This window comes from Rhizobacter sp. P2_H2 (assembly GCF_056403375.1).
The window spans coordinates 1-18310 of the sequence record NZ_JBFUFP010000032.1; the positions used below are offsets into that span (position 1 = coordinate 1).

Consider the following 18310-nt stretch of genomic DNA (forward strand, 5'->3'; position numbering starts at 1 on the left):
TCGTGATGCCGGTCTGCGTGTCGCCGGCCTCGATCGCGCGGTGGATCGGCGCCGCGCCGCGCCAGCGCGGCAGCAGCGAGGCATGGATGTTCAGGCAGCCGCGTGCCGGCAGGTCGAGCACCCACTGCGGCAGGATCAGTCCGTAGGCGGCCACGACCATCACGTCGGGGCGGGCGGCCAGCAGCGCCGTGCGGGCAGCGGCGGCATCGTCGGGGTACTTGCCGTCCAGGCGCAGGCTGCGCGRCTGCGCGACCGCGATGCCATGGCTTTCGGCGAATGCCTTCACCGGCGACGGCTGCAGCTTCATGCCACGGCCGGCCGGGCGGTCCGGCTGGGTCAGCACCAGCGGGATCTCGAAGCGGGCGGCATGCAGGCGGGCCAGTGCGACCTGCGCGAACTCAGGGGTGCCGGCGAAGACGACGCGCATCGGGGCAGGCCGCTCAGGGACGCTGTTCGTCGCGGGTGCGCTTCAGCATCTTGGTCTTGATGCGGTCGCGCTTCAGCGAGCTCAGGTACTCGACGAACACCTTGCCCAGCAGGTGGTCCATCTCGTGCTGCACGCACACCGCGAGCAGGCCTTCGGCGTCGAACTCGTAGCTTTCGCCGGCGCGGTTCAGCGCCCGCACGCTGACGCGGGCGTGGCGCGGCACCTTGTCGTAGACCTGCGGCACCGACAGGCAGCCTTCGTCGCCGGTCACCATCTCTTCACTGAGCGCGGTCAGCTCGGGGTTGATCAGGACGTGCGGTTCGTCACGGCGTTCCGAGGTATCGATCACGATCACGCGTTCGTGGACGTCGACCTGCGTCGCCGCCAGGCCGACGCCGTCGGCCTCGTACATGGTCTCCAGCATGTCGTCGACAAGCTGTCGGATGCGTGCGTCCACTTGCGTGACGGGCTTGGCCACGGTGTGCAGGCGGGGATCGGGGTAACGGAGGATAACGAGCTTGGCCATGTGGGAAACGCGCAACGCCGGACGGCGTGACAGGACGCACGCGAGGTGTGTCCGGAAGTCAATTTCGTTGCGATATCAAGGGTTTAGGGGCAGAATCTGTGAAACTGAATGAAGATTTTCGCTGAGCCGCAGGCATCGTGCCGCGGCCCGGTTCAGTTAACCGCACAACGCAGCATTGTGCTGCCTGAGCGCCCGGAGACTTACCTTCATGACCCGAAGCCACCGTATCGCCCTGTCGTTCCCCCGGGCTGCCGCCATCACCGTTGCGCTGGGCGTCTGCTTCGGTTCCGCGACCGCGAACGCACAAGCCGGCAACTACCCGATCACTCCCAAGCAGCGCAGCACCGCGCAGCAGGTGGCCGAAGCCGGCGTCGCGCTGTCTGACCTGTCCCCCAATGCGCCCGATTCGTACACCGTGAAGAGCGGCGACACGTTGTGGGGCATCTCCAGCATGTTCCTGGTCAGCCCGTGGCGCTGGCCCGAGCTGTGGGGCATGAACCTCGACCAGATCCGCAACCCGCACCTGATCTACCCGGGCCAGGTGCTGTTCCTCGACAAGGCCAACGGCCGTGCGCGCCTGCGCGTCGGCTCCGGCGAGCAGGGCGGCGTCGTCAGGCTGTCGCCGCGCGTGCGCGAAGGCGACCTGTCGCGCGACGGCATCCCGGCGATCGCACTCAACCTGATCGAGCCGTTCCTGAACGAGGCCGTGATCGTCGACGAGAACGAACTCGCGAAGGCGCCGCGCGTTGTCGCGACGCCGGAAGCCCGCGTGCTGCTGGCGCGTGGCGACAAGGCCTATGTGCGCGGCGACCTGGGCGGCGTGCGCAACTTCCGCTTCTTCCGCGAGCCGCAGCCGCTGCGCGACCCGACCACCAACGAGGTGCTGGGCTACGAGGCCTTCTACCTCGGCACCGGCGAGCTGATCCGCCAGGGCGACACCAGCGGCACCGCGCGTGCCGACGACATCGTTCCCGACACCTTCATGCTGACCAGCATCCGCCAGGAAGTGCGCGTCGGCGACAAGCTGTCGCCGGTTCCGCCGCGCGAATTCCAGAACTACATCCCGCGCGCGCCGCAGTCGCCGATCACCGGCCAGATCGTCTCGGTGTACGGCGAGGCCGTGGCGGCCGGCCAGAACCAGATCGTGTCGCTGAACAAGGGCGCGCGCGACGGGCTCGAGAAGGGCAACGTGCTGGCGCTGTGGAAGGACGGCCCGCGCACCGTCGACAAGACCGAGAAGGGCACGCCGGCGATCAAGCTGCCGGACGAGCGCCATGGTTTCCTGTTCGTCTTCCGCGTGTTCGACCGCATGTCGTATGCGCTGATCCTGTCGGTGCAGGAACCGGTCCGCCGCGGCGACCGCTTCACGCAACCCTGATCGCCATCCGCTGATCGCGACCGCAGCGTTGTCAAGCGGTCGCCGGTCGGTCGACCGGCATGGGTGCTTCCCCCGCGTTCCACGAGTCCGTCCCGATCGATGATTGGGCGGACTGGGTTCGGGTGGTCGAAACCCCCGGCATGGGGCGCGAGGCGGCTCGCAAGCTGCTGGCCGCCTTCGGGTCACCTGCGGCCGTGCTGCAGGCCGGCTCAGCCGCTCGCCGGCACGTCGTCGAGCCTGCCATCGCGGATGCGCTGGAGGACCTGCCCGCCGGGCTTGCCGACCTGCTGGACAGGACGCGCCGCTGGCTCGCGGCGTCATCCGCCGAGGCGCCGCGCCGCATCGTCACGCTGGGCGACCCTCGCTACCCGGCCGCCCTGCTGCAGACCGCCGACCCGCCGCTGATGCTCTATGCCGAAGGGCGCATCGAGCTGCTGGCCGCCCCGTGCGTGGCCATCGTCGGGAGCCGGCAGGCGACGATCCAGGGTCTCGCGAATGCAAAAGCCTTCGCCCAGGCGCTGGGCGAGGCCGGCATGACCGTGGTGTCGGGGCTGGCCCAGGGCATCGATGGCGCCGCCCACGAAGGGGCGCTGCAGGGGCCGTCGAGCACCATCGCGGTGGTCGGCACCGGCCTGGACCAGGTCTTCCCGAAACGCCATGCCGCCCTGGCGAAACGCATTGGCGTCGAAGGGCTGATGCTGAGCGAATACGCGCTGGGCATGCCGCCGCTCGCGCACAACTTCCCGCAGCGCAACCGCATCATCGCCGGCCTGTCGCGCGGCACGCTGGTCGTCGAGGCGGCGCTGCAATCGGGGTCGCTGATCAGCGCCCGGCTCGCCAGCGAGGCGGGTCGCGAGGTGTTCGCGATTCCCGGCTCGATCCATTCGCCGCAGTCTCGCGGCTGCCACGGGCTCATCAAGCAGGGCGCCAAGCTGGTCGAGAGTGCGGCCGATGTGCTCGAGGAGTTCCAGCTCCAGCACCCGGGTGATATTGGGATGGCGGCTGGAGCGAAGGCCGACGTGGGCGTTGACTCCGGCAGCATCCCCGACGATGCCGTCATGGCGGCGCTCGGCTTCGAGCCCGTCACGCTGGACGCGCTGGTCGCACGCACCGGATGGTCGGCGCAGCAGCTCAACATCCGCCTGCTGGAGCTGGAATTGGAAGGCCGCGTGAGCCGGCTTCCGGGCCAGCTGTTTCAGAGGGTTTCAGCCGCCTGAGCCACCCCGGACCCAGGGCTTTTTGCCAGTCATGCAGCAGTGACCGTGCGGTATAGTGGGTTCATGTTCGACGTGCTTGTCTACCTGTACGAAAACTACTGGCGGCCGGACGCATGCCCGGACCACGCCCAACTGACACGCAAGCTGTCAGCGATGGGCTTCGAGTCCGATGAGATCGAAGAGGCGCTGTCCTGGCTCGACGGCCTGGCGACGGCAGCGCAGTCGTACGGCGGCGAGCAGGGCGCCGACAGCCTTCGCGTCTACACACCCACCGAGCAGGAGCATCTGGGCGAGGCGTCCATCGGCTTCGTCAGCTTCCTCGAATCGGCCGGCGTGCTGCCGCCGCCGATGCGTGAGATGGTCATCGATCGCGCGACGGCGATTTCCGGCGGACCGGTCGACCTCGAAGACCTGAAGATCATCGTGCTGATGGTGTTCTGGAGCCTGGGCGAAGAACCCGATGCGCTGATCCTGGACGAGTTGTTCGTCGACGAGGCGGATCGGTTGATCCACTGACTGCCCACTCACTCCACCAACAAAAAAGCCACCGGACGCGGTGGCTTTTTTGTTGGCGGGCCGGGAGGGATCAGTTCAACAACCGGCTCGGATCGACATCGAGCTTGGCCAGCGCGCTGCGCGTGGCCCGCACGGTCAGCGATTCATCCTGCGCCGGCACCAGCAGGCCGGCCTGCAGGAAGGCCGCCAGGCGGTGCTGCTGGAACAGGATGCCGCGCCCATGCGGCGACACGAACAGCGCCAGCTGGCGGCGCAGGCCCTGCCAGGCGAGCTGCACGGCCTCGTTGCGATTGCGGTAGTCGAGCATGTACCAGCCGCCGACCTGCAGCTCGCGCGCCCAGGTCAGCATCGCCGGCGTCGGCATCGAGCCGCCTTCGCCGACCACCTCGAGCTCGGCGCTCTCGTGGCCCGACAGGTCCAGCACCATCGCCTCGTCGATGTCGACATCGGCCGATTCCGGCAGCATTTCCTCGAGGGTCTCGAGGCGGACCATCAGTTCCTCGAGCCGCTCCTGCGGGATCGCGGCCGTCTTCGCGGTGAACGCCGCGGCGAGCGAGTTGTTCAGCCGCTGGATGTGCTCGTCCTGGCGCTCCGGCGAGACGCCGGCGTGGTCCATGCCTTCGCGCAGCGTCTTCAGCAGCGGCGGCAGGCGGCGGATCACTTCGGCGCGTTCCTCGCGGGAGACCTTCGCGCTCGCCGACCAGATCAGGTCGGCCGCGGCGCGCTTCATCGTCTTCGTCTCGGTGCCCTGCGCGCCGCTCTTCACCGCGGTCATCGCCATCACGTCGGCCCAGACCTGGAACAGGAAGTCGCGCACGCCTTCCTGCACCGGCACCTCGTTGAGCATCTTGCGCAACTCGATCGTGTACTGGATCGCGAGCGTCTCGCGCTGCTCGACCTGCTGGGCCAGCGAGACGCCCTTGCGGGTCGCCTCGTTCTCGTTCTGGAAATAGTTCTCGAGGAACTTCTCGAACTCGGTCAGCACGGTCTGGAACACCCGGCGCCCGGTATCCGGGTACGCCTCGACGACCTGCACGACGCGCTTGATCTCGCGCTCCAGCGCATCGCCGACGGCGCGGCTGGTGGAGTCGAAGCCCATCACGCAGGCCCCCATGCGATCGATCAGCCGGCGCGCCGGGTGGTCGACGGTCGCGAAGAAGTCGGGCTCGCTGACGGCCACCCGCAGCACCGGCATCTGCAGCCGGGCGAACCAGACCCGCACGACGGCAGGGATGCGCTCCTCGGTCAGGATGCTCTGGAACAGCAGCGCGACGATCTCGATCGTGGCGCGCTCGACCGGCGTCGACGCGGCCTTCTTCAGCGCCTGCTTGCGCTGGTGCAGTTCCTCGAGCAGGGCCGGGGTGCTGACCTGGCCGGGCGAGGTGCGCGGGGAATCGGGCGAGCCCGATCCGAGGCGCCGCTGGATGCCTTGCTGGGCGTCCGTGATCGCGGCCCGCAGCTCGGGCGAGGCCGAATTCATCGGTGCCGTGCGGCTGAAATCGGGGAGCTGCCGGCCGATCAGGCGGTTCAGGCGTCCGAGCACCGCCTCGGCGTGGTCGGACCCGCGGGCGAAGCCGCCGGCCCGGGTCATCATGCGGGTTTCCTCGCCGACGCCGGTGCGGCCGAAGCCGGTGCCTGCCGGCGATGCGACGGTTGCCGGCCCGCCGGAGGCTCCACCGCCGCCGGCAGCGCCCTGGCCATTGCGCGTGCGCCGGATGAACGGCCGCAGATCGACGTCGGGCAACACGCCCTTCTGCACCAGCCAGCGGTTGGTCTCGTGATACGCCTCTTCGGCGAAATGCGCGAATTCCTCGTGGATCACGCCCTGCAGCGTGCGCCACAGGTCATGGTTGAGCGAGGCCCCGCGCCAGGCGGCGGTGACGATGCGGGCCAGTACATGGGGGCGCAGCACGTCGTTGGTGTCGAGTTCGTCGCGGCGTTCCATCGCCGACATGCGCGAGCGCAGGTCGGTGAACTCCCACGACGACTTGTCCATCATCGCCAGCGCCAGCCGCGAACTGAGGATCTCGACCTCGATGGTGTCGTCGTCGACCAGCGTCATGCTGGCCGCGCGACCGGGCAGCGGCAGGTCGCCGGGGCGCGATGCCGACACCATGCCGTTGCCGAGCGAGGCACGCAGCGCCGTCGTCATGCCGCTGACCCACAACGGCGCGGCGCGGCGCAGATCGGCCGCCGCATCGCGGCGCTTGTACTGGATCCCGTGCTCGGCCGTCTGGGCGGCCAGCAACCGGGCGCCTTCCTCGACAGCCTGGACGATGCCGGGCACGCCGTAGAGGAGCCGCTCGACGTAGGAGCGGCGCGCCTGGGCGGCCAGGGCCAACGAATCGGCGGCGGTCGCCATGAAGGTGTCGGATAGCGATCGAGTGGGGGAAGTCCTTACTCTACACCACCGCTCCGGCGTTCGGATCGTCCGGATCGGTCTCTTTGACCGTCGCTTTCATCAGGTCTTCACGCTTCACGCCCAGCCACATCGCGATGGCGGCGGCCACGAAAACCGACGAGTAGATGCCGAACAGGATGCCGATCGTCAGCGCCACGGCGAAGTAGTGCAGCGTCTGGCCGCCGAAGATCAGCATCGACAGCACCATCATCTGGGTGCTGCCGTGCGTGATGATGGTGCGGCTCATCGTGCTGGTGATCGCGTGGTCGATGACCTCGGGCGTCGTCATCTTGCGGTACTTGCGGAAGGCCTCGCGGATCCGGTCGAAGATCACGACCGATTCGTTGACCGAGTAGCCGAGCACCGCGAGCACGGCCGCCAGCACCGACAGGCTGAACTCCCACTGGAAGAACGCGAAGAAGCCCAGGATGATGATCACGTCGTGCAGGTTGGCGACGATCGCGGCGACCGAGAACTTCCACTCGAAGCGGAAGGCGAGGTACAGCATGATCCCGGCGATCACGAAGACCAGCGCCTTGGCGCCGTCCTCGGCCAGTTCGCGACCGACCTGCGGGCCGACGAACTCGTTGCGGCGCAGCGATACCGGCTCCGCGTCCCCGACCTTGCAGACCGGGCGCGACACGGCCTCGCCCTTGTCGCTGACCGACTGCAGCGTCGACACCGTGCCGTTCTCGGCCTTGCACAGCGCACCGAACACCCGCTCGACGACCACGTCCTGCTTGATGTCCGTCCGCACCGGCAGGCGGATCAGCACGTCGCGCGCGCTGCCGAAGTTCTGCACCTGGGCCTCGCCCAGCTGCAGGCCTTCGACGATGCCGCGCACCCGGTTGATGTCGGCCGACTGCGAATAGGCGGTCTCGATCAGCGTGCCGCCGGTGAACTCGACCGACAGGTGCAGCCCGCGGGTCGCGAGGAAGAACACCGCCGCCAGGAAGGTCAGCAGCGACACGACGTTGAACACCAGCGCATGCCGCATGAACGGGATGTCGCGCTTGATCCGGAAGAATTCCATGGAATTGCCTGCTAGTTCGGGTGTTGCGTGGGTCAGCCTTGCGGCTGGTCGCCCGGCGTGGCCGGTGCGCCCTGCGGGCGCCAGACCTGGCCGATCGACACGCTCTTGAGCTTCTTCTTGCTGCCGTACCAGAGGTTCACGAGGCCGCGCGAGAACATCACCGCCGAGAACATCGACGTGAGGATGCCCAGGCAGTGCACCACGGCGAAGCCCTTGATCGGGCCGGAGCCGAAGGCCAGCAGCGCGACGCCGGCGATCAGCGTGGTGACGTTGGAGTCGAGGATGGTCGCGAACGCACGCTCATAGCCGGCGTGGATCGCCGCCTGCGCCGATGCGCCGTTGCGCAGTTCCTCGCGCACCCGCTCGTTGATCAGCACGTTGGCGTCGATCGCCATGCCCAGCGTCAGCGCGATGGCGGCCACGCCCGGCAGTGTCAGCGTGGCCTGCAGCATCGACAGCACCGCCACCAGCAGCAGCAGGTTGAACGCGAGCGCCAGCGTCGAGAACACGCCGAACAGCAGGTAGTAGCAGCACATGAACAGCGCGATCAGGGCAAAGCCGCCCATCACGCTGTGGAAGCCCTTGGCGATGTTGTCGGCGCCGAGCGTCGGGCCGATCGTGCTCTCCTCGATGATGTCCATCGGCGCAGCCAGCGAGCCGGCGCGCAGCAGCAGCGCGGTGTCGGTGGCCTCGGACGGCGTCATCGAGCCGGAGATCTGGAAGCGGTTGCCGAGCTCGCCCTGGATCACCGGCGCGGTCACGACCTCGCCCTTGCCCTTCTCGAACAGGATGATCGCCATGCGCTTGCCGATGTTGTCGCGCGAGGTGTCGCGCATGATGCGCGCGCCCTTCGCATCGACGGTCAGGTCGACCTTCGGCTGCTGGGTCTGGCTGTCGAAGCCGGGTTGCGCATCGGTCAGGCTGTCGCCGGTCAGCACGACGTTGCGCTTGACGATGATCGAGCGGCCGCCACGTTCGGTGAAGCGCTCGGTGCCGAACGGCACCGGTCCGTTGCCGGCCGCCGCCGAATTGGCTTCGGCGCTGTCGTCGACCATGCGCAGCTCGAGGGTCGCGGTGCGGCCGAGGGTCTGCTTGGCGCGCGCGGTGTCCTGCACGCCCGGCAGCTCGACGACCACGCGGTCGACGCCCTGCTGCTGGATCACCGGTTCGGCGACGCCCAGTTCGTTGACGCGGTTGTGCAGCGTCGTGATGTTCTGCTTGATCGCGGCGTCCTGGACCAGGCGGGCGGCCGCCGGCTTCAGCACGCCGGACATGCGGACCTCGGTGCCGTCGGGCGTCTCGGTCCACTGCAGGTCGGGCAGCTGTTCGGTCAGCAGCGCGCGCGCCGCATTCACCGTCTCGCGGTCACGGAAGCGCACCTCGACGGTGTTGCCGTCGCGCGAGATGCCGGCGTGGCGCAGGTTCTTGTCGCGCAGCAGCGTGCGGATGTCGCCGGTCAGCGCCTCGGCCTTCTTGGTCAGCGCCGACTTCATGTCGACCTGCATCAGGAAGTGCACGCCGCCACGCAGGTCCAGGCCCAGGTACATCGGCAGCGCACGGATCGCGGTCAGCCAGTGCGGCGAGCGCGACAGCAGGTTCAGCGCGACGACGTAGCTCGGGTCGTTCGGGTCCGGGTTCAGTGCATTGGCGATCGCTACCTTGGCCTTGCCCTGGGTGTCGACGTCGCCGAAGCGGGCGCGCACCGAGTTGCCGTCGAACTCGACGAAGTCGGACTGGATGCCGGCCGCGGCCAGCGCCTGCGACACGCGCTGCGTCATCGACGCATCGAGCTTCAGCGTCGGCTTGCCGCTGCTGACCTGCACGGCCGGCGCTTCGCCGAACACATTGGGCAGCGTGTACAGCAGGCCGACCACCAGCGCGATCCCGAGGATCGCGTACTTCCACCACGGATAGCGATTCATGGCACCCTGCTTACTTGACCGTGMCCTTGGGCAGCACTTGCACGATGGAGCTGCGCTGCACCTGCACCTCGACGCCGGTGGCGATCTCGACGTGGATGAAGGTCTCGCCGAGCTTGGAGACCTTGCCGAGCAGGCCGCCCGCGATCACGACCTCGTCGCCCTTGGCGACGGCCTCGATCATCGCCTTGTGCTCCTTCTGCCGCTTCATCTGCGGGCGGATCATCACGAAGTACATCACCACGAACAGCAGCACGAACGGCAGCATGCCGGTGATGCCGCCACCGAACGGCGACTGGGCGCCTGCAGCGGGAGCGGCCTGGGCAAAAGCTTCGGAAATGAACACGTGAGAATCCTCAGTGGACGCCCCTGCGTGCCAGACGGCCCCGGGGCAGAAATGAAAAGTCCGCGATTGTAGGTTGTGGCGCGCGGGCAAAGTCCTGGTGCCGCACCCGGTTTCTTTTGCCGGCCCGGGTTGACACGGGTTTCAGAAATCCCCCATAATCCGCAGCTTCGCCGAAACGCCCGTTGCACTTGTAGTGAAACGAGCCTCGGCTCCGCCCAAACCACGGGCCCAAGACTGACTGCGCTTGCGCAGTACAAGTTGGGGACAGAACATGATTCAAATGCAATCGCGGCTTGATGTCGCGGACAACACTGGCGCGAAATCCGTCATGTGCATCAAGGTGCTCGGCGGCTCGAAGCGTCGTTACGCCGGCATCGGTGACGTGATCAAGGTCAGCATCAAGGAAGCTGCGCCGCGTGGTCGCGTGAAGAAGGGCGAGGTCTACAGTGCCGTCGTCGTTCGCACCGCCAAGGGCGTTCGCCGCCAGGACGGCTCGCTGGTCAAGTTCGACGGCAACGCCGCCGTCCTGCTGAACGCCAAGCTCGAGCCGATCGGCACCCRCATCTTCGGCCCGGTCACGCGTGAACTGCGTACCGAGCGCTTCATGAAGATCGTTTCGCTCGCACCTGAAGTGCTCTGAGCTGAGACAAGTCAAAGGACGAGCCATGAACAAGATTCGTACAGGCGACGAGGTCATCGTGTTGACCGGTCGCGACAAGGGCAAGCGCGGCAAGGTCGTCGCACGTGTCGATGCTGACCACCTGACCGTCGACGGCGTGAACGTCGTCAAGAAGCACGTCAAGCCGAACCCGATGAAGGGCACCACCGGCGGCATCGTCGACAAGGTCATGCCGATCCATCAGTCGAACATCGCCATCTTCAATGCGGCGAGCGGCAAGGGTGATCGCGTGGGCATCAAATTGCTGGCTGACGGCAAGAAGGTCCGCGTGTTCAAGTCCAGCGGCGAAGAAATCAAGGCATAAGAGGTTAGCCATGGCTCGTTTGCAACAGTTTTACCGCGAGAAGGTCGTTCCCGACCTCGTGACGAAGTTCGGCTACGTCTCGACGATGCAGGTTCCCCGCATCACGAAGATCACGCTCAACATGGGCGTGAGCGAGGCGGTCTCGGACAAGAAGGTCATGGAACACGCTGTCAGCGACCTGACCAAGATTGCCGGCCAGAAGCCCGTGGTCACGAAGTCGAAGAAGGCGATCGCCGGCTTCAAGATCCGTGACGGCGTGCCCATCGGCTGCATGGTCACGCTGCGTGGCGTCCAGATGTATGAATTCCTGGACCGCTTCGTCACGATCGCGCTGCCGCGCGTTCGTGACTTCCGCGGCATCTCGGGTCGTTCGTTCGATGGCCGTGGCAACTACAACATCGGCGTCAAGGAACAGATCATCTTCCCCGAGATCGAGTACGACAAGGTCGATGCGCTGCGTGGTCTGAACATCAGCATCACGACGACTGCCAAGAGCGACGATGAAGCCAAGGCGCTCCTCGCTTCGTTCAAATTCCCGTTCAAGAACTGAGGTGGCCCGTGGCTAAGACATCCCTCATCCAGCGCGAAGAGAAGCGCGAGCGACTGGTTGCCAAGTTCGCGAAGAAGTACGCCGAGCTGAAAGCTACGGCGAACGACGCGAAGAAGTCCGACGAAGAGCGCTACGCCGCGCGCCTGGAGCTGCAGAAGCTGCCGCGCAATGCGTACCCGACGCGTCAACGCAACCGTTGCGAGCTGACCGGCCGCCCGCGTGGCACCTTCCGCAAGTTCGGCCTGGGCCGCAACAAGATCCGCGAACTCGCGTTCAAGGGCGACATCCCCGGTGTCGTCAAGGCCAGCTGGTAATCGGCAGGACGATCAGGAGATATTCGAATGAGCATGAGTGATCCTATCGCCGATCTGCTGACGCGCATCCGCAACGCACAGATGGTCCAGAAGACCTCCGTGACGATGCCGGCGTCGAAGCTGAAAGTGGCGATCACGCAAGTCCTGAAGGACGAGGGCTACATCGAGAGCTTTGCGCTGGTGGGCGAAAAGTCCAAGCCGCAGCTCGAGATCACGCTGAAGTACTACGCCGGCCGCCCGGTGATCGAGCACATCGAGCGCGTCAGCCGCCCGGGTCTGCGGATCTACAAGGGCCGCCACGACATCCCGAGCGTGATGAACGGTCTCGGTGTCGCCATCGTGACCACGCCGAAGGGCGTGATGACGGACCGCAAGGCTCGCCAGGCCGGTATCGGCGGCGAAGTGCTTTGCTACGTCGCCTAAGCAACGGAGAAGCGAAATGTCCCGCGTAGGAAAAATGCCGATCGCTCTCCCGCAAGGCGTGGATGTGTCGATCACCGCTGAGAAGATCAGCGTCAAGGGCTCGCTCGGCACGCTGGTGCGTCCGGTGAACAGCCTGGTGACCGTGAAGAACGAAGGCGGCAAGCTGCAGTTCGCACCGGCCAACGACAGCGTCGAAGCCGATGCGATGTCGGGCACGATGCGCGCGCTGGTGGCCAACATGGTCAACGGCGTGAGCAAGGGTTTCGARAAGAAGCTGACGCTGGTCGGCGTGGGCTTCCGCGCCCAGGCTGCCGGCACCAAGCTGAACCTGCAGATCGGGTTCTCGCACCCGGTGTCGAAGGACATGCCGACCGGCATCAAGGTCGAGTGCCCGACGCAGACCGAAATCATCATCAAGGGTTCCGATCGCCAAGCCGTTGGCCAGATCGCCGCTGAAGTCCGCGCGATCCGCCCGCCCGAGCCCTACAAGGGCAAGGGCATCCGGTATGCCGACGAGAAGGTCTCCCTCAAAGAGACCAAGAAGAAGTAAGGAGCGACGACATGTTGAACAAAAAAGATCAGCGCATTCGCCGCTCCCGCCAGACCCGTGCACGCATCGCGGTCCAACGCGTGGCGCGCCTGACGGTCTTCCGCACCAACCTGCACATCTACGCCAGCGTCATTTCCGACGACGGCCAGAAGGTGCTGGCCAGCGCCTCGACCGCCGAAGCCGACGTCCGCAAGGAACTGGGCGCTTCGGGCAAGGGTGGCAACGTGGCTGCTGCCACCGTCATCGGCAAGCGCATCGCCGAGAAGGCGAAGGCTGCGGGCATCGAGAAGGTGGCGTTCGACCGCGCCGGTTTCGCATACCACGGCCGCATCAAGGCGCTGGCAGACGCGGCTCGCGAAGCCGGCCTGCAGTTCTGATGCCCCCGGGCATCTGAGAATCGGCGAAGACAAGGAATTCGACAATGGCAAAGTTTCAACCCCGCGCGCAGGCCGAAGGCAACGACGACGGCCTGAAGGAAAAGATGATCGCGGTCAACCGCGTCACCAAGGTCGTCAAGGGTGGTCGCACGCTGAGCTTCGCGGCTCTGACCGTGGTCGGTGACGGCGATGGCCGCATCGGCATGGGCAAGGGCAAGGCGAAGGAAGTTCCGGTCGCCGTGCAGAAGGCGATGGAATCCGCCCGTCGCAACATGGTCAAGGTCTCGCTGAAGAACGGCTCGATCCACCACAAGGTGATCGGTGAGCACGGTGCTTCGCGCGTCCTGATGGCACCGGCCAAGCCGGGTGACGGCATCATCGCCGGCGGCCCGATGCGCGCGGTGTTCGAAGTGATGGGCGTCACCGACATCGTCTGCAAGAGCCTCGGTTCGACCAACCCGTACAACCTCGTTCGCGCCACGCTGAATGCCCTCAAGCATGTCAGCACGCCGGCTGAGATCGCCGCCAAGCGTGGCCTGACCGTCGAGCAGATCCTCGGCTGAACGGCACGCGGAGAAACATCATGGCTGACAAGAAAACCGTCAAGATCAAGCTGGTCCGCAGCATCGCCGGCACGCGCGAATCGCATCGCGCGACCGTGCGCGGCCTGGGCCTGCGCAAGCTGAACAGCGAATCGACGCTGGAAGACACGCCGGCAGTGCGCGGCATGATCACCAAGGTCCAGTACCTGGTCAAAGTGCTCTGAGCCGAGGAACGAACATGGAACTGAACAACATCAAGCCCGCCGCGGGCGCCAAGCATGCCAAGCGCCGTGTCGGCCGTGGCATCGGCTCCGGCCTGGGCAAGACGGCCGGTCGCGGCCACAAGGGCCAGAAATCGCGTTCGGGCGGCTACCACAAGGTCGGCTTCGAAGGCGGCCAGATGCCGCTGCAACGTCGCCTGCCGAAGCGCGGCTTCAAGTCGGCGCTGCTGAAGTACAACGCCGAGATCACGCTGTCCGACCTCGAGGTGCTGGCCACCAATGAAGTCGACGTGCTGACGCTGAAGCAGGCGGGCCTCGTCGGCCAGCTGGCCAAGGTGGTCAAGGTCGTCAAGACCGGCGAGCTGACCAAGAAGGTCGTGCTCAAGGGCATCGGCGCGACCGCCGGCGCGAAGGCTGCGATCGAGGCCGCTGGCGGCTCGGTGGCGTAAGCCTTTTCATCAACACCTACGGGACGCGCTTCAGTGGCAACCAACGCGAATCAGCTGGCCAAGAGCGGCAAGTTCGGCGACCTCCGTCGCCGGCTCGTCTTCCTGGTGTTGGCGCTCGTCGTGTACCGCATCGGCGCGCACATCCCGGTGCCGGGCATCGATCCGAACCAACTGCAGCAGCTCTTCAAGGGCCAGCAGGGCGGGATCCTGAGCCTGTTCAACATGTTCTCGGGTGGGGCCCTGTCCCGCTTCACGGTGTTCGCGCTGGGCATCATGCCGTACATCTCGGCGTCGATCATCATGCAGTTGATGACCTACGTGGTGCCGAGCCTGGAGGCGCTGAAGAAGGAAGGTGAGTCGGGCCGTCGCAAGATCACGCAGTACACGCGCTACGGCACGCTGGGTCTCGCGATCTTCCAGTCGCTGAGCATTGCGCTGGCGCTCGAGGGCCAGGCGGGTCTGGTCGTCTCCCCCGGCATCGGCTTCCGTCTGACGGCGGTCGTGAGCCTGGTGGCCGGCACGATGTTCCTGATGTGGCTCGGTGAGCAGATCACCGAACGCGGCCTGGGCAACGGCATCTCGATCCTGATCTTCGGTGGCATCGCGGCCGGCCTGCCGAACGCGATCGGCGGCTTGCTCGAGCTGCGCAACACCGGGGCGATGAGCGTGCTGGTCCTGCTGTTCATCCTGCTCGTTATCGCGGCGGTGACCTATGCGGTGGTGTTCGTCGAGCGAGGCCAGCGCAAGATCCTCGTGAACTATGCGAAGCGCCAGGTCGGCAACAAGGTCTACGGCGGCCAGTCGTCGCACCTGCCGCTGAAGCTGAACATGTCGGGCGTGATCCCGCCGATCTTCGCGTCGTCGATCATCCTGCTGCCGGCCACCGTGGTGAGCTGGTTCGCGACGGGCGAAAGCCTGCGCTGGCTGAAGGACCTGGCCGGCCTGCTGTCTCCGGGCCAGCCGATCTACGTGATGCTGTATGCCGCGGCGATCGTGTTCTTCTGCTTCTTCTACACGGCGCTGGTGTTCAACAGCCGTGAGACGGCAGACAACCTGAAGAAGAGCGGCGCGTTCATTCCGGGCATCCGCCCGGGCGACCAGACGGCCAAGCACATCGACCGCATCCTGTCCCGCCTGACGCTGGCCGGTGCGATCTACATCACGCTGGTCTGCCTGCTGCCCGAATTCCTGGTGCTGAAGTACAACGTGCCGTTCTATTTCGGCGGGACCTCGCTGCTGATCATCGTGGTCGTCACGATGGACTTCTGGGCGCAGGTGCAGTCTTATGTGATGAGCCAGCAGTACGAGTCGCTGCTGAAGAAAGCGAATTTCAAGGCCAGCTGAGGCTGGTGATCGGCGAAGACAGTCACGAAACCGACAGGCATGGCGAAAGACGACGTCATTCAGATGCAAGGCGAGATTCTGGAGAATCTGCCGAATGCCACGTTTCGTGTGAAGTTGGAAAACGGGCACATCGTGCTGGGCCATATCTCCGGAAAAATGCGGATGCACTACATCCGCATCCTTCCCGGCGACAAGGTGACAGTCGAGTTGACGCCTTACGATTTGACGCGGGCCCGCATCGTGTTCCGGGCCAAGTGATTGTTCGGAACACGACGAGTTTGAATCAGGAAGCGCTCTGAAAGGGCCTAGGAGAAGAGTATGAAAGTTGCAGCATCGGTCAAGAAGATGTGCCGGAATTGCAAGGTCATCCGTCGCAAGGGCGTTGTGCGCGTGATCTGCACGGATCCGCGCCACAAGCAGCGCCAAGGCTGAACCTGGCCTTCGACGACAAGCGAATAGAGGAAGCTCATGGCACGTATTGCTGGTATCAACATTCCGCCCCAGAAACACGCTGAGATCGGCCTGACGGCGATCTACGGCATCGGTCGCAGCACCGCGCAGAAGATCTGCGCCGCCTGCAGTGTCCCGTTCGATCGCAAGATCAAGGACCTGACCGACACCGACCTGGAGAAGATCCGGGAAGAAATCGGCCGCATGACGATCGAGGGCGACCTGCGCCGCGAGATGTCCATCAACATCAAGCGACTGATGGACCTCGGCTGCTACCGCGGCTTCCGTCATCGCCGTGGCCTGCCGGTTCGCGGCCAGCGCACGAAGACGAATGCGCGCACTCGCAAGGGCCCGCGCAAGTCCGGCGCCCTGGTCAAGAAGTGATTTGAGAGAAGGTCGATATGGCTAAAGCACCGAATACCGCTGCCCAGCGTGTGCGCAAGAAGGTCCGCAAGAATGTTGCGGACGGCATCGCCCACGTTCACGCATCGTTCAACAACACGATCATCACGATCACCGATCGTCAGGGCGGCGCGCTGTCCTGGGCGTCGAGCGGTGGCCAAGGCTTCAAGGGTTCGCGCAAATCGACGCCCTTCGCAGCCCAGGTGGCGGCTGAAGTCGCAGGTCGTGCTGCCCAGGAACAGGGCATCAAGAACCTCGACGTGCGGATCAAGGGCCCCGGCCCGGGTCGTGAATCGTCGGTGCGTGCCCTGGCTTCGCTGGGCATCCGCATCAACTCGATTTCCGACGTGACGCCGGTGCCGCACAACGGCTGCCGTCCGCAGAAGCGTCGTCGCATCTGATCGCTGAAGTTTTTCTCGTCGCCGGCGGGTGCCCAGCACCGCGCCGGCGCATTCGTTAGGCCGACAGGCCTCAAGCCCACCGTCCGAGCGCCCAGAACAACACTCGCCGGACTCGCATGAGCTTCAGGAGAAGCCCATGTCAGATTGACCAAAGGAAGCAACGTGGCACGTTATCTTGGCCCCAAGGGCAAACTCGCCCGCCGTGAAGGCACCGACCTGTTCCTGAAGAGCGCCCGTCGCGCCATCGGTGACAAGGTCAAGTTCGACAGCAAGCCCGGCCAGCATGGCCGCACCTCCGGCTCGCGCACCTCCGACTTCGGCCTGCAACTGCGCGAGAAGCAGAAGGTCAAGCGCATGTACGGCGTGCTGGAACGTCAGTTCCGCCGCTATTTCGCCGAGGCCGAGCGCCGCAAGGGCAACACCGGCGCCAACCTGCTGCTGCTGCTGGAATCGCGYCTGGACAACGTCGTCTACCGCATGGGCTTCGGCTCGACCCGTGCCGAAGCGCGCCAGCTGGTGTCGCACAAGGCGATCACGGTGAACGGTGCCACGGTCAACATCGCGTCGTACCTGGTCAAGGCCGGCGACACAGTGGCCGTGCGCGACAAGTCGAAGAAGCAGCTGCGCATCACCGACTCGGTCAAGCTGGCCGAATCGCAAGGCATGCCGAACTGGGTGCAGGTCGATGCGAGCAAGCTGGAAGGCGTGTTCAAGAAGGCGCCGGACCGCGACGAATTCGGCGCGGACATCAAGGAAGCGCTGATCGTTGAACTGTATTCGCGTTGATGCCCGTGCCGGCCACGCCGACGTCGCCCCCGTGGGCGGCGCGGGGTGGCCCGTCCGCGTTTCGCGAATCGCTCGATTTCCCTGGTGCGGCCGTGGCACCCGCCGTGGCCGTTGGTCCCTCAGCCTTATCGGTGTAACGAACCGAGGGTATTGAAAGAAAGACCTCATGCAAACAAATCTGCTCAAACCCAAAGCCATCAATGTGGAGCCGCTGGGCGGCAACCGCGCCAAGGTCACGCTCGAACCGTTCGAGCGYGGCTACGGCCACACGCTGGGCAACGCGCTGCGCCGCGTGCTGCTGTCGTCGATGGTGGGGTATGCGCCGACCGAAGTGACGATCGCCGGCGTGCTCCACGAGTACTCGACCGTCGACGGCGTGCAGGAAGACGTGGTTCACATCATGCTGAACCTGAAGGGCGTCGTGTTCCGCCTGCACAACCGCGACGAAGTGACGCTGGTGCTGCGCAAGGAAGGTGAAGGCCCCGTCACCGCCGGCGACATCCAGACGCCGCACGACGTGGAAATCATCAACCCGGATCACGTCATCGCCCACCTGTCGCAAGGCGGCAAGCTGGACATGCAGATCAAGGTCGAGAAGGGCCGCGGCTATGTGCCGGGCACGCTGCGCCGCTACGGCGACGAGCCGACCAAGTCGATCGGCCGCATCGTGCTGGACGCTTCGTTCTCGCCGGTCGCCCGCGTCAGCTACACGGTCGAGAGCGCCCGCGTCGAGCAGCGCACCGACCTGGACAAGC

At 65.7% G+C, this 18310-nt stretch carries 26 protein-coding genes; 20 read left to right on the plus strand and 6 right to left on the minus strand.

Going from position 1 to position 18310, the window contains the following annotated elements; translation table 11 throughout:
* A partial coding sequence (locus tag AC1D15_RS04440) for a methionyl-tRNA formyltransferase (protein WP_477825073.1) occupies window positions 1–427 on the minus strand: 427 nt, incomplete at its 3' end.
* Window positions 428–440: 13 nt separating this feature from the next.
* Window positions 441–953 carry a peptide deformylase gene (def, locus tag AC1D15_RS04445; RefSeq protein ID WP_047507706.1) on the minus strand — a complete coding sequence of 171 codons (513 nt, stop codon included), beginning with the start codon at window positions 951–953 and terminating at the stop codon, window positions 441–443.
* Between the two features lie 208 nt (window positions 954–1161).
* On the opposite strand from def, the gene AC1D15_RS04450 reads away from it, so the two are divergent.
* The 3 genes from AC1D15_RS04450 to AC1D15_RS04460 all read left to right on the plus strand — a co-directional run bounded on the left by AC1D15_RS04450 (window position 1162) and on the right by AC1D15_RS04460 (window position 4064).
* Window positions 1162–2331 (plus strand): LysM peptidoglycan-binding domain-containing protein, encoded by a 1170-nt coding sequence (locus tag AC1D15_RS04450; protein WP_465110650.1) that lies wholly within the window; start codon window positions 1162–1164, stop codon window positions 2329–2331.
* A 59-nt stretch (window positions 2332–2390) separates the two neighbouring features.
* Window positions 2391–3548, plus strand: a complete 1158-nt coding sequence (gene dprA, locus AC1D15_RS04455) for a DNA-processing protein DprA (RefSeq protein ID WP_477825074.1) — start codon at window positions 2391–2393, stop codon at window positions 3546–3548.
* Between the two features lie 63 nt (window positions 3549–3611).
* Window positions 3612–4064: a Smg family protein gene (locus AC1D15_RS04460; RefSeq protein ID WP_047507702.1), complete on the plus strand. Its 453-nt coding sequence runs from the start codon at window positions 3612–3614 to the stop codon at window positions 4062–4064.
* A 70-nt stretch (window positions 4065–4134) separates the two neighbouring features.
* Here the strand turns inward: AC1D15_RS04460 and AC1D15_RS04465 are convergent, their stop codons facing one another.
* Genes AC1D15_RS04465 through yajC form a run of 4 tightly spaced genes read right to left on the minus strand, consistent with a single transcriptional unit; the run spans window position 4135 to window position 9763 of the window.
* Window positions 4135–6426, minus strand: a complete 2292-nt coding sequence (locus AC1D15_RS04465; RefSeq protein WP_477825075.1) for a DUF1631 family protein — start codon at window positions 6424–6426, stop codon at window positions 4135–4137.
* 40 nt (window positions 6427–6466) lie between these two features.
* Window positions 6467–7498: a protein translocase subunit SecF gene (gene secF / locus AC1D15_RS04470; RefSeq protein WP_477825076.1), complete on the minus strand. Its 1032-nt coding sequence runs from the start codon at window positions 7496–7498 to the stop codon at window positions 6467–6469.
* A gap of 32 nt (window positions 7499–7530) precedes the next feature.
* Entirely contained in the window at window positions 7531–9420 is a 1890-nt protein-coding gene (secD, locus tag AC1D15_RS04475; protein ID WP_047507696.1) for a protein translocase subunit SecD, read from the minus strand.
* A 10-nt stretch (window positions 9421–9430) separates the two neighbouring features.
* A complete protein-coding gene (yajC, locus tag AC1D15_RS04480; RefSeq protein ID WP_477825077.1) occupies window positions 9431–9763 on the minus strand; it encodes a preprotein translocase subunit YajC in 333 nt (110 codons plus the stop codon).
* A gap of 271 nt (window positions 9764–10034) precedes the next feature.
* Here yajC and rplN point away from each other — a divergent pair, with 271 nt between their 5' ends.
* The 17 genes from rplN to AC1D15_RS04565 all read left to right on the plus strand — a co-directional run.
* Window positions 10035–10403 carry a 50S ribosomal protein L14 gene (rplN, locus tag AC1D15_RS04485; RefSeq protein WP_477825079.1) on the plus strand — a complete coding sequence of 123 codons (369 nt, stop codon included), beginning with the start codon at window positions 10035–10037 and terminating at the stop codon, window positions 10401–10403.
* A 25-nt stretch (window positions 10404–10428) separates the two neighbouring features.
* Complete coding sequence (gene rplX / locus AC1D15_RS04490; protein WP_047507692.1) at window positions 10429–10746, plus strand: 50S ribosomal protein L24; 318 nt, start codon at window positions 10429–10431, stop codon at window positions 10744–10746.
* Window positions 10747–10756: 10 nt separating this feature from the next.
* Window positions 10757–11296 carry a 50S ribosomal protein L5 gene (gene rplE, locus AC1D15_RS04495; protein ID WP_047507690.1) on the plus strand — a complete coding sequence of 180 codons (540 nt, stop codon included), beginning with the start codon at window positions 10757–10759 and terminating at the stop codon, window positions 11294–11296.
* Window positions 11297–11304: 8 nt separating this feature from the next.
* Complete coding sequence (gene rpsN, locus AC1D15_RS04500; RefSeq protein WP_047507688.1) at window positions 11305–11610, plus strand: 30S ribosomal protein S14; 306 nt, start codon at window positions 11305–11307, stop codon at window positions 11608–11610.
* A gap of 27 nt (window positions 11611–11637) precedes the next feature.
* On the plus strand, window positions 11638–12033 hold the full coding sequence (rpsH, locus tag AC1D15_RS04505) for a 30S ribosomal protein S8 (RefSeq protein ID WP_047507686.1): 396 nt from the start codon (window positions 11638–11640) through the stop codon (window positions 12031–12033).
* Between the two features lie 16 nt (window positions 12034–12049).
* Window positions 12050–12583 (plus strand): 50S ribosomal protein L6, encoded by a 534-nt coding sequence (rplF, locus tag AC1D15_RS04510; RefSeq protein ID WP_047507684.1) that lies wholly within the window; start codon window positions 12050–12052, stop codon window positions 12581–12583.
* Between the two features lie 11 nt (window positions 12584–12594).
* Window positions 12595–12960 (plus strand): 50S ribosomal protein L18, encoded by a 366-nt coding sequence (gene rplR, locus AC1D15_RS04515; RefSeq protein WP_047507682.1) that lies wholly within the window; start codon window positions 12595–12597, stop codon window positions 12958–12960.
* Between the two features lie 44 nt (window positions 12961–13004).
* Entirely contained in the window at window positions 13005–13523 is a 519-nt protein-coding gene (gene rpsE, locus AC1D15_RS04520; RefSeq protein WP_047507680.1) for a 30S ribosomal protein S5, read from the plus strand.
* A gap of 20 nt (window positions 13524–13543) precedes the next feature.
* Entirely contained in the window at window positions 13544–13726 is a 183-nt protein-coding gene (rpmD, locus tag AC1D15_RS04525) for a 50S ribosomal protein L30 (protein WP_047507678.1), read from the plus strand.
* A gap of 14 nt (window positions 13727–13740) precedes the next feature.
* Window positions 13741–14172: a 50S ribosomal protein L15 gene (rplO, locus tag AC1D15_RS04530; RefSeq protein WP_047507676.1), complete on the plus strand. Its 432-nt coding sequence runs from the start codon at window positions 13741–13743 to the stop codon at window positions 14170–14172.
* A 33-nt stretch (window positions 14173–14205) separates the two neighbouring features.
* Window positions 14206–15516, plus strand: a complete 1311-nt coding sequence (secY, locus tag AC1D15_RS04535; protein WP_047507673.1) for a preprotein translocase subunit SecY — start codon at window positions 14206–14208, stop codon at window positions 15514–15516.
* Between the two features lie 39 nt (window positions 15517–15555).
* Complete coding sequence (infA, locus tag AC1D15_RS04540) at window positions 15556–15774, plus strand: translation initiation factor IF-1 (RefSeq protein ID WP_047489367.1); 219 nt, start codon at window positions 15556–15558, stop codon at window positions 15772–15774.
* 60 nt (window positions 15775–15834) lie between these two features.
* Complete coding sequence (gene rpmJ, locus AC1D15_RS04545) at window positions 15835–15948, plus strand: 50S ribosomal protein L36 (RefSeq protein WP_011830995.1); 114 nt, start codon at window positions 15835–15837, stop codon at window positions 15946–15948.
* 36 nt (window positions 15949–15984) lie between these two features.
* The gene (gene rpsM / locus AC1D15_RS04550) at window positions 15985–16350 is read left to right on the plus strand and encodes a 30S ribosomal protein S13 (RefSeq protein WP_047507671.1); all 366 of its coding nucleotides are present in this window, start codon (window positions 15985–15987) and stop codon (window positions 16348–16350) included.
* A 17-nt stretch (window positions 16351–16367) separates the two neighbouring features.
* Window positions 16368–16769: a 30S ribosomal protein S11 gene (gene rpsK / locus AC1D15_RS04555; protein WP_025495798.1), complete on the plus strand. Its 402-nt coding sequence runs from the start codon at window positions 16368–16370 to the stop codon at window positions 16767–16769.
* 162 nt (window positions 16770–16931) lie between these two features.
* Complete coding sequence (rpsD, locus tag AC1D15_RS04560; protein WP_047507670.1) at window positions 16932–17555, plus strand: 30S ribosomal protein S4; 624 nt, start codon at window positions 16932–16934, stop codon at window positions 17553–17555.
* Between the two features lie 166 nt (window positions 17556–17721).
* A partial coding sequence (locus tag AC1D15_RS04565) for a DNA-directed RNA polymerase subunit alpha (protein WP_477825078.1) occupies window positions 17722–18310 on the plus strand: 589 nt, incomplete at its 3' end.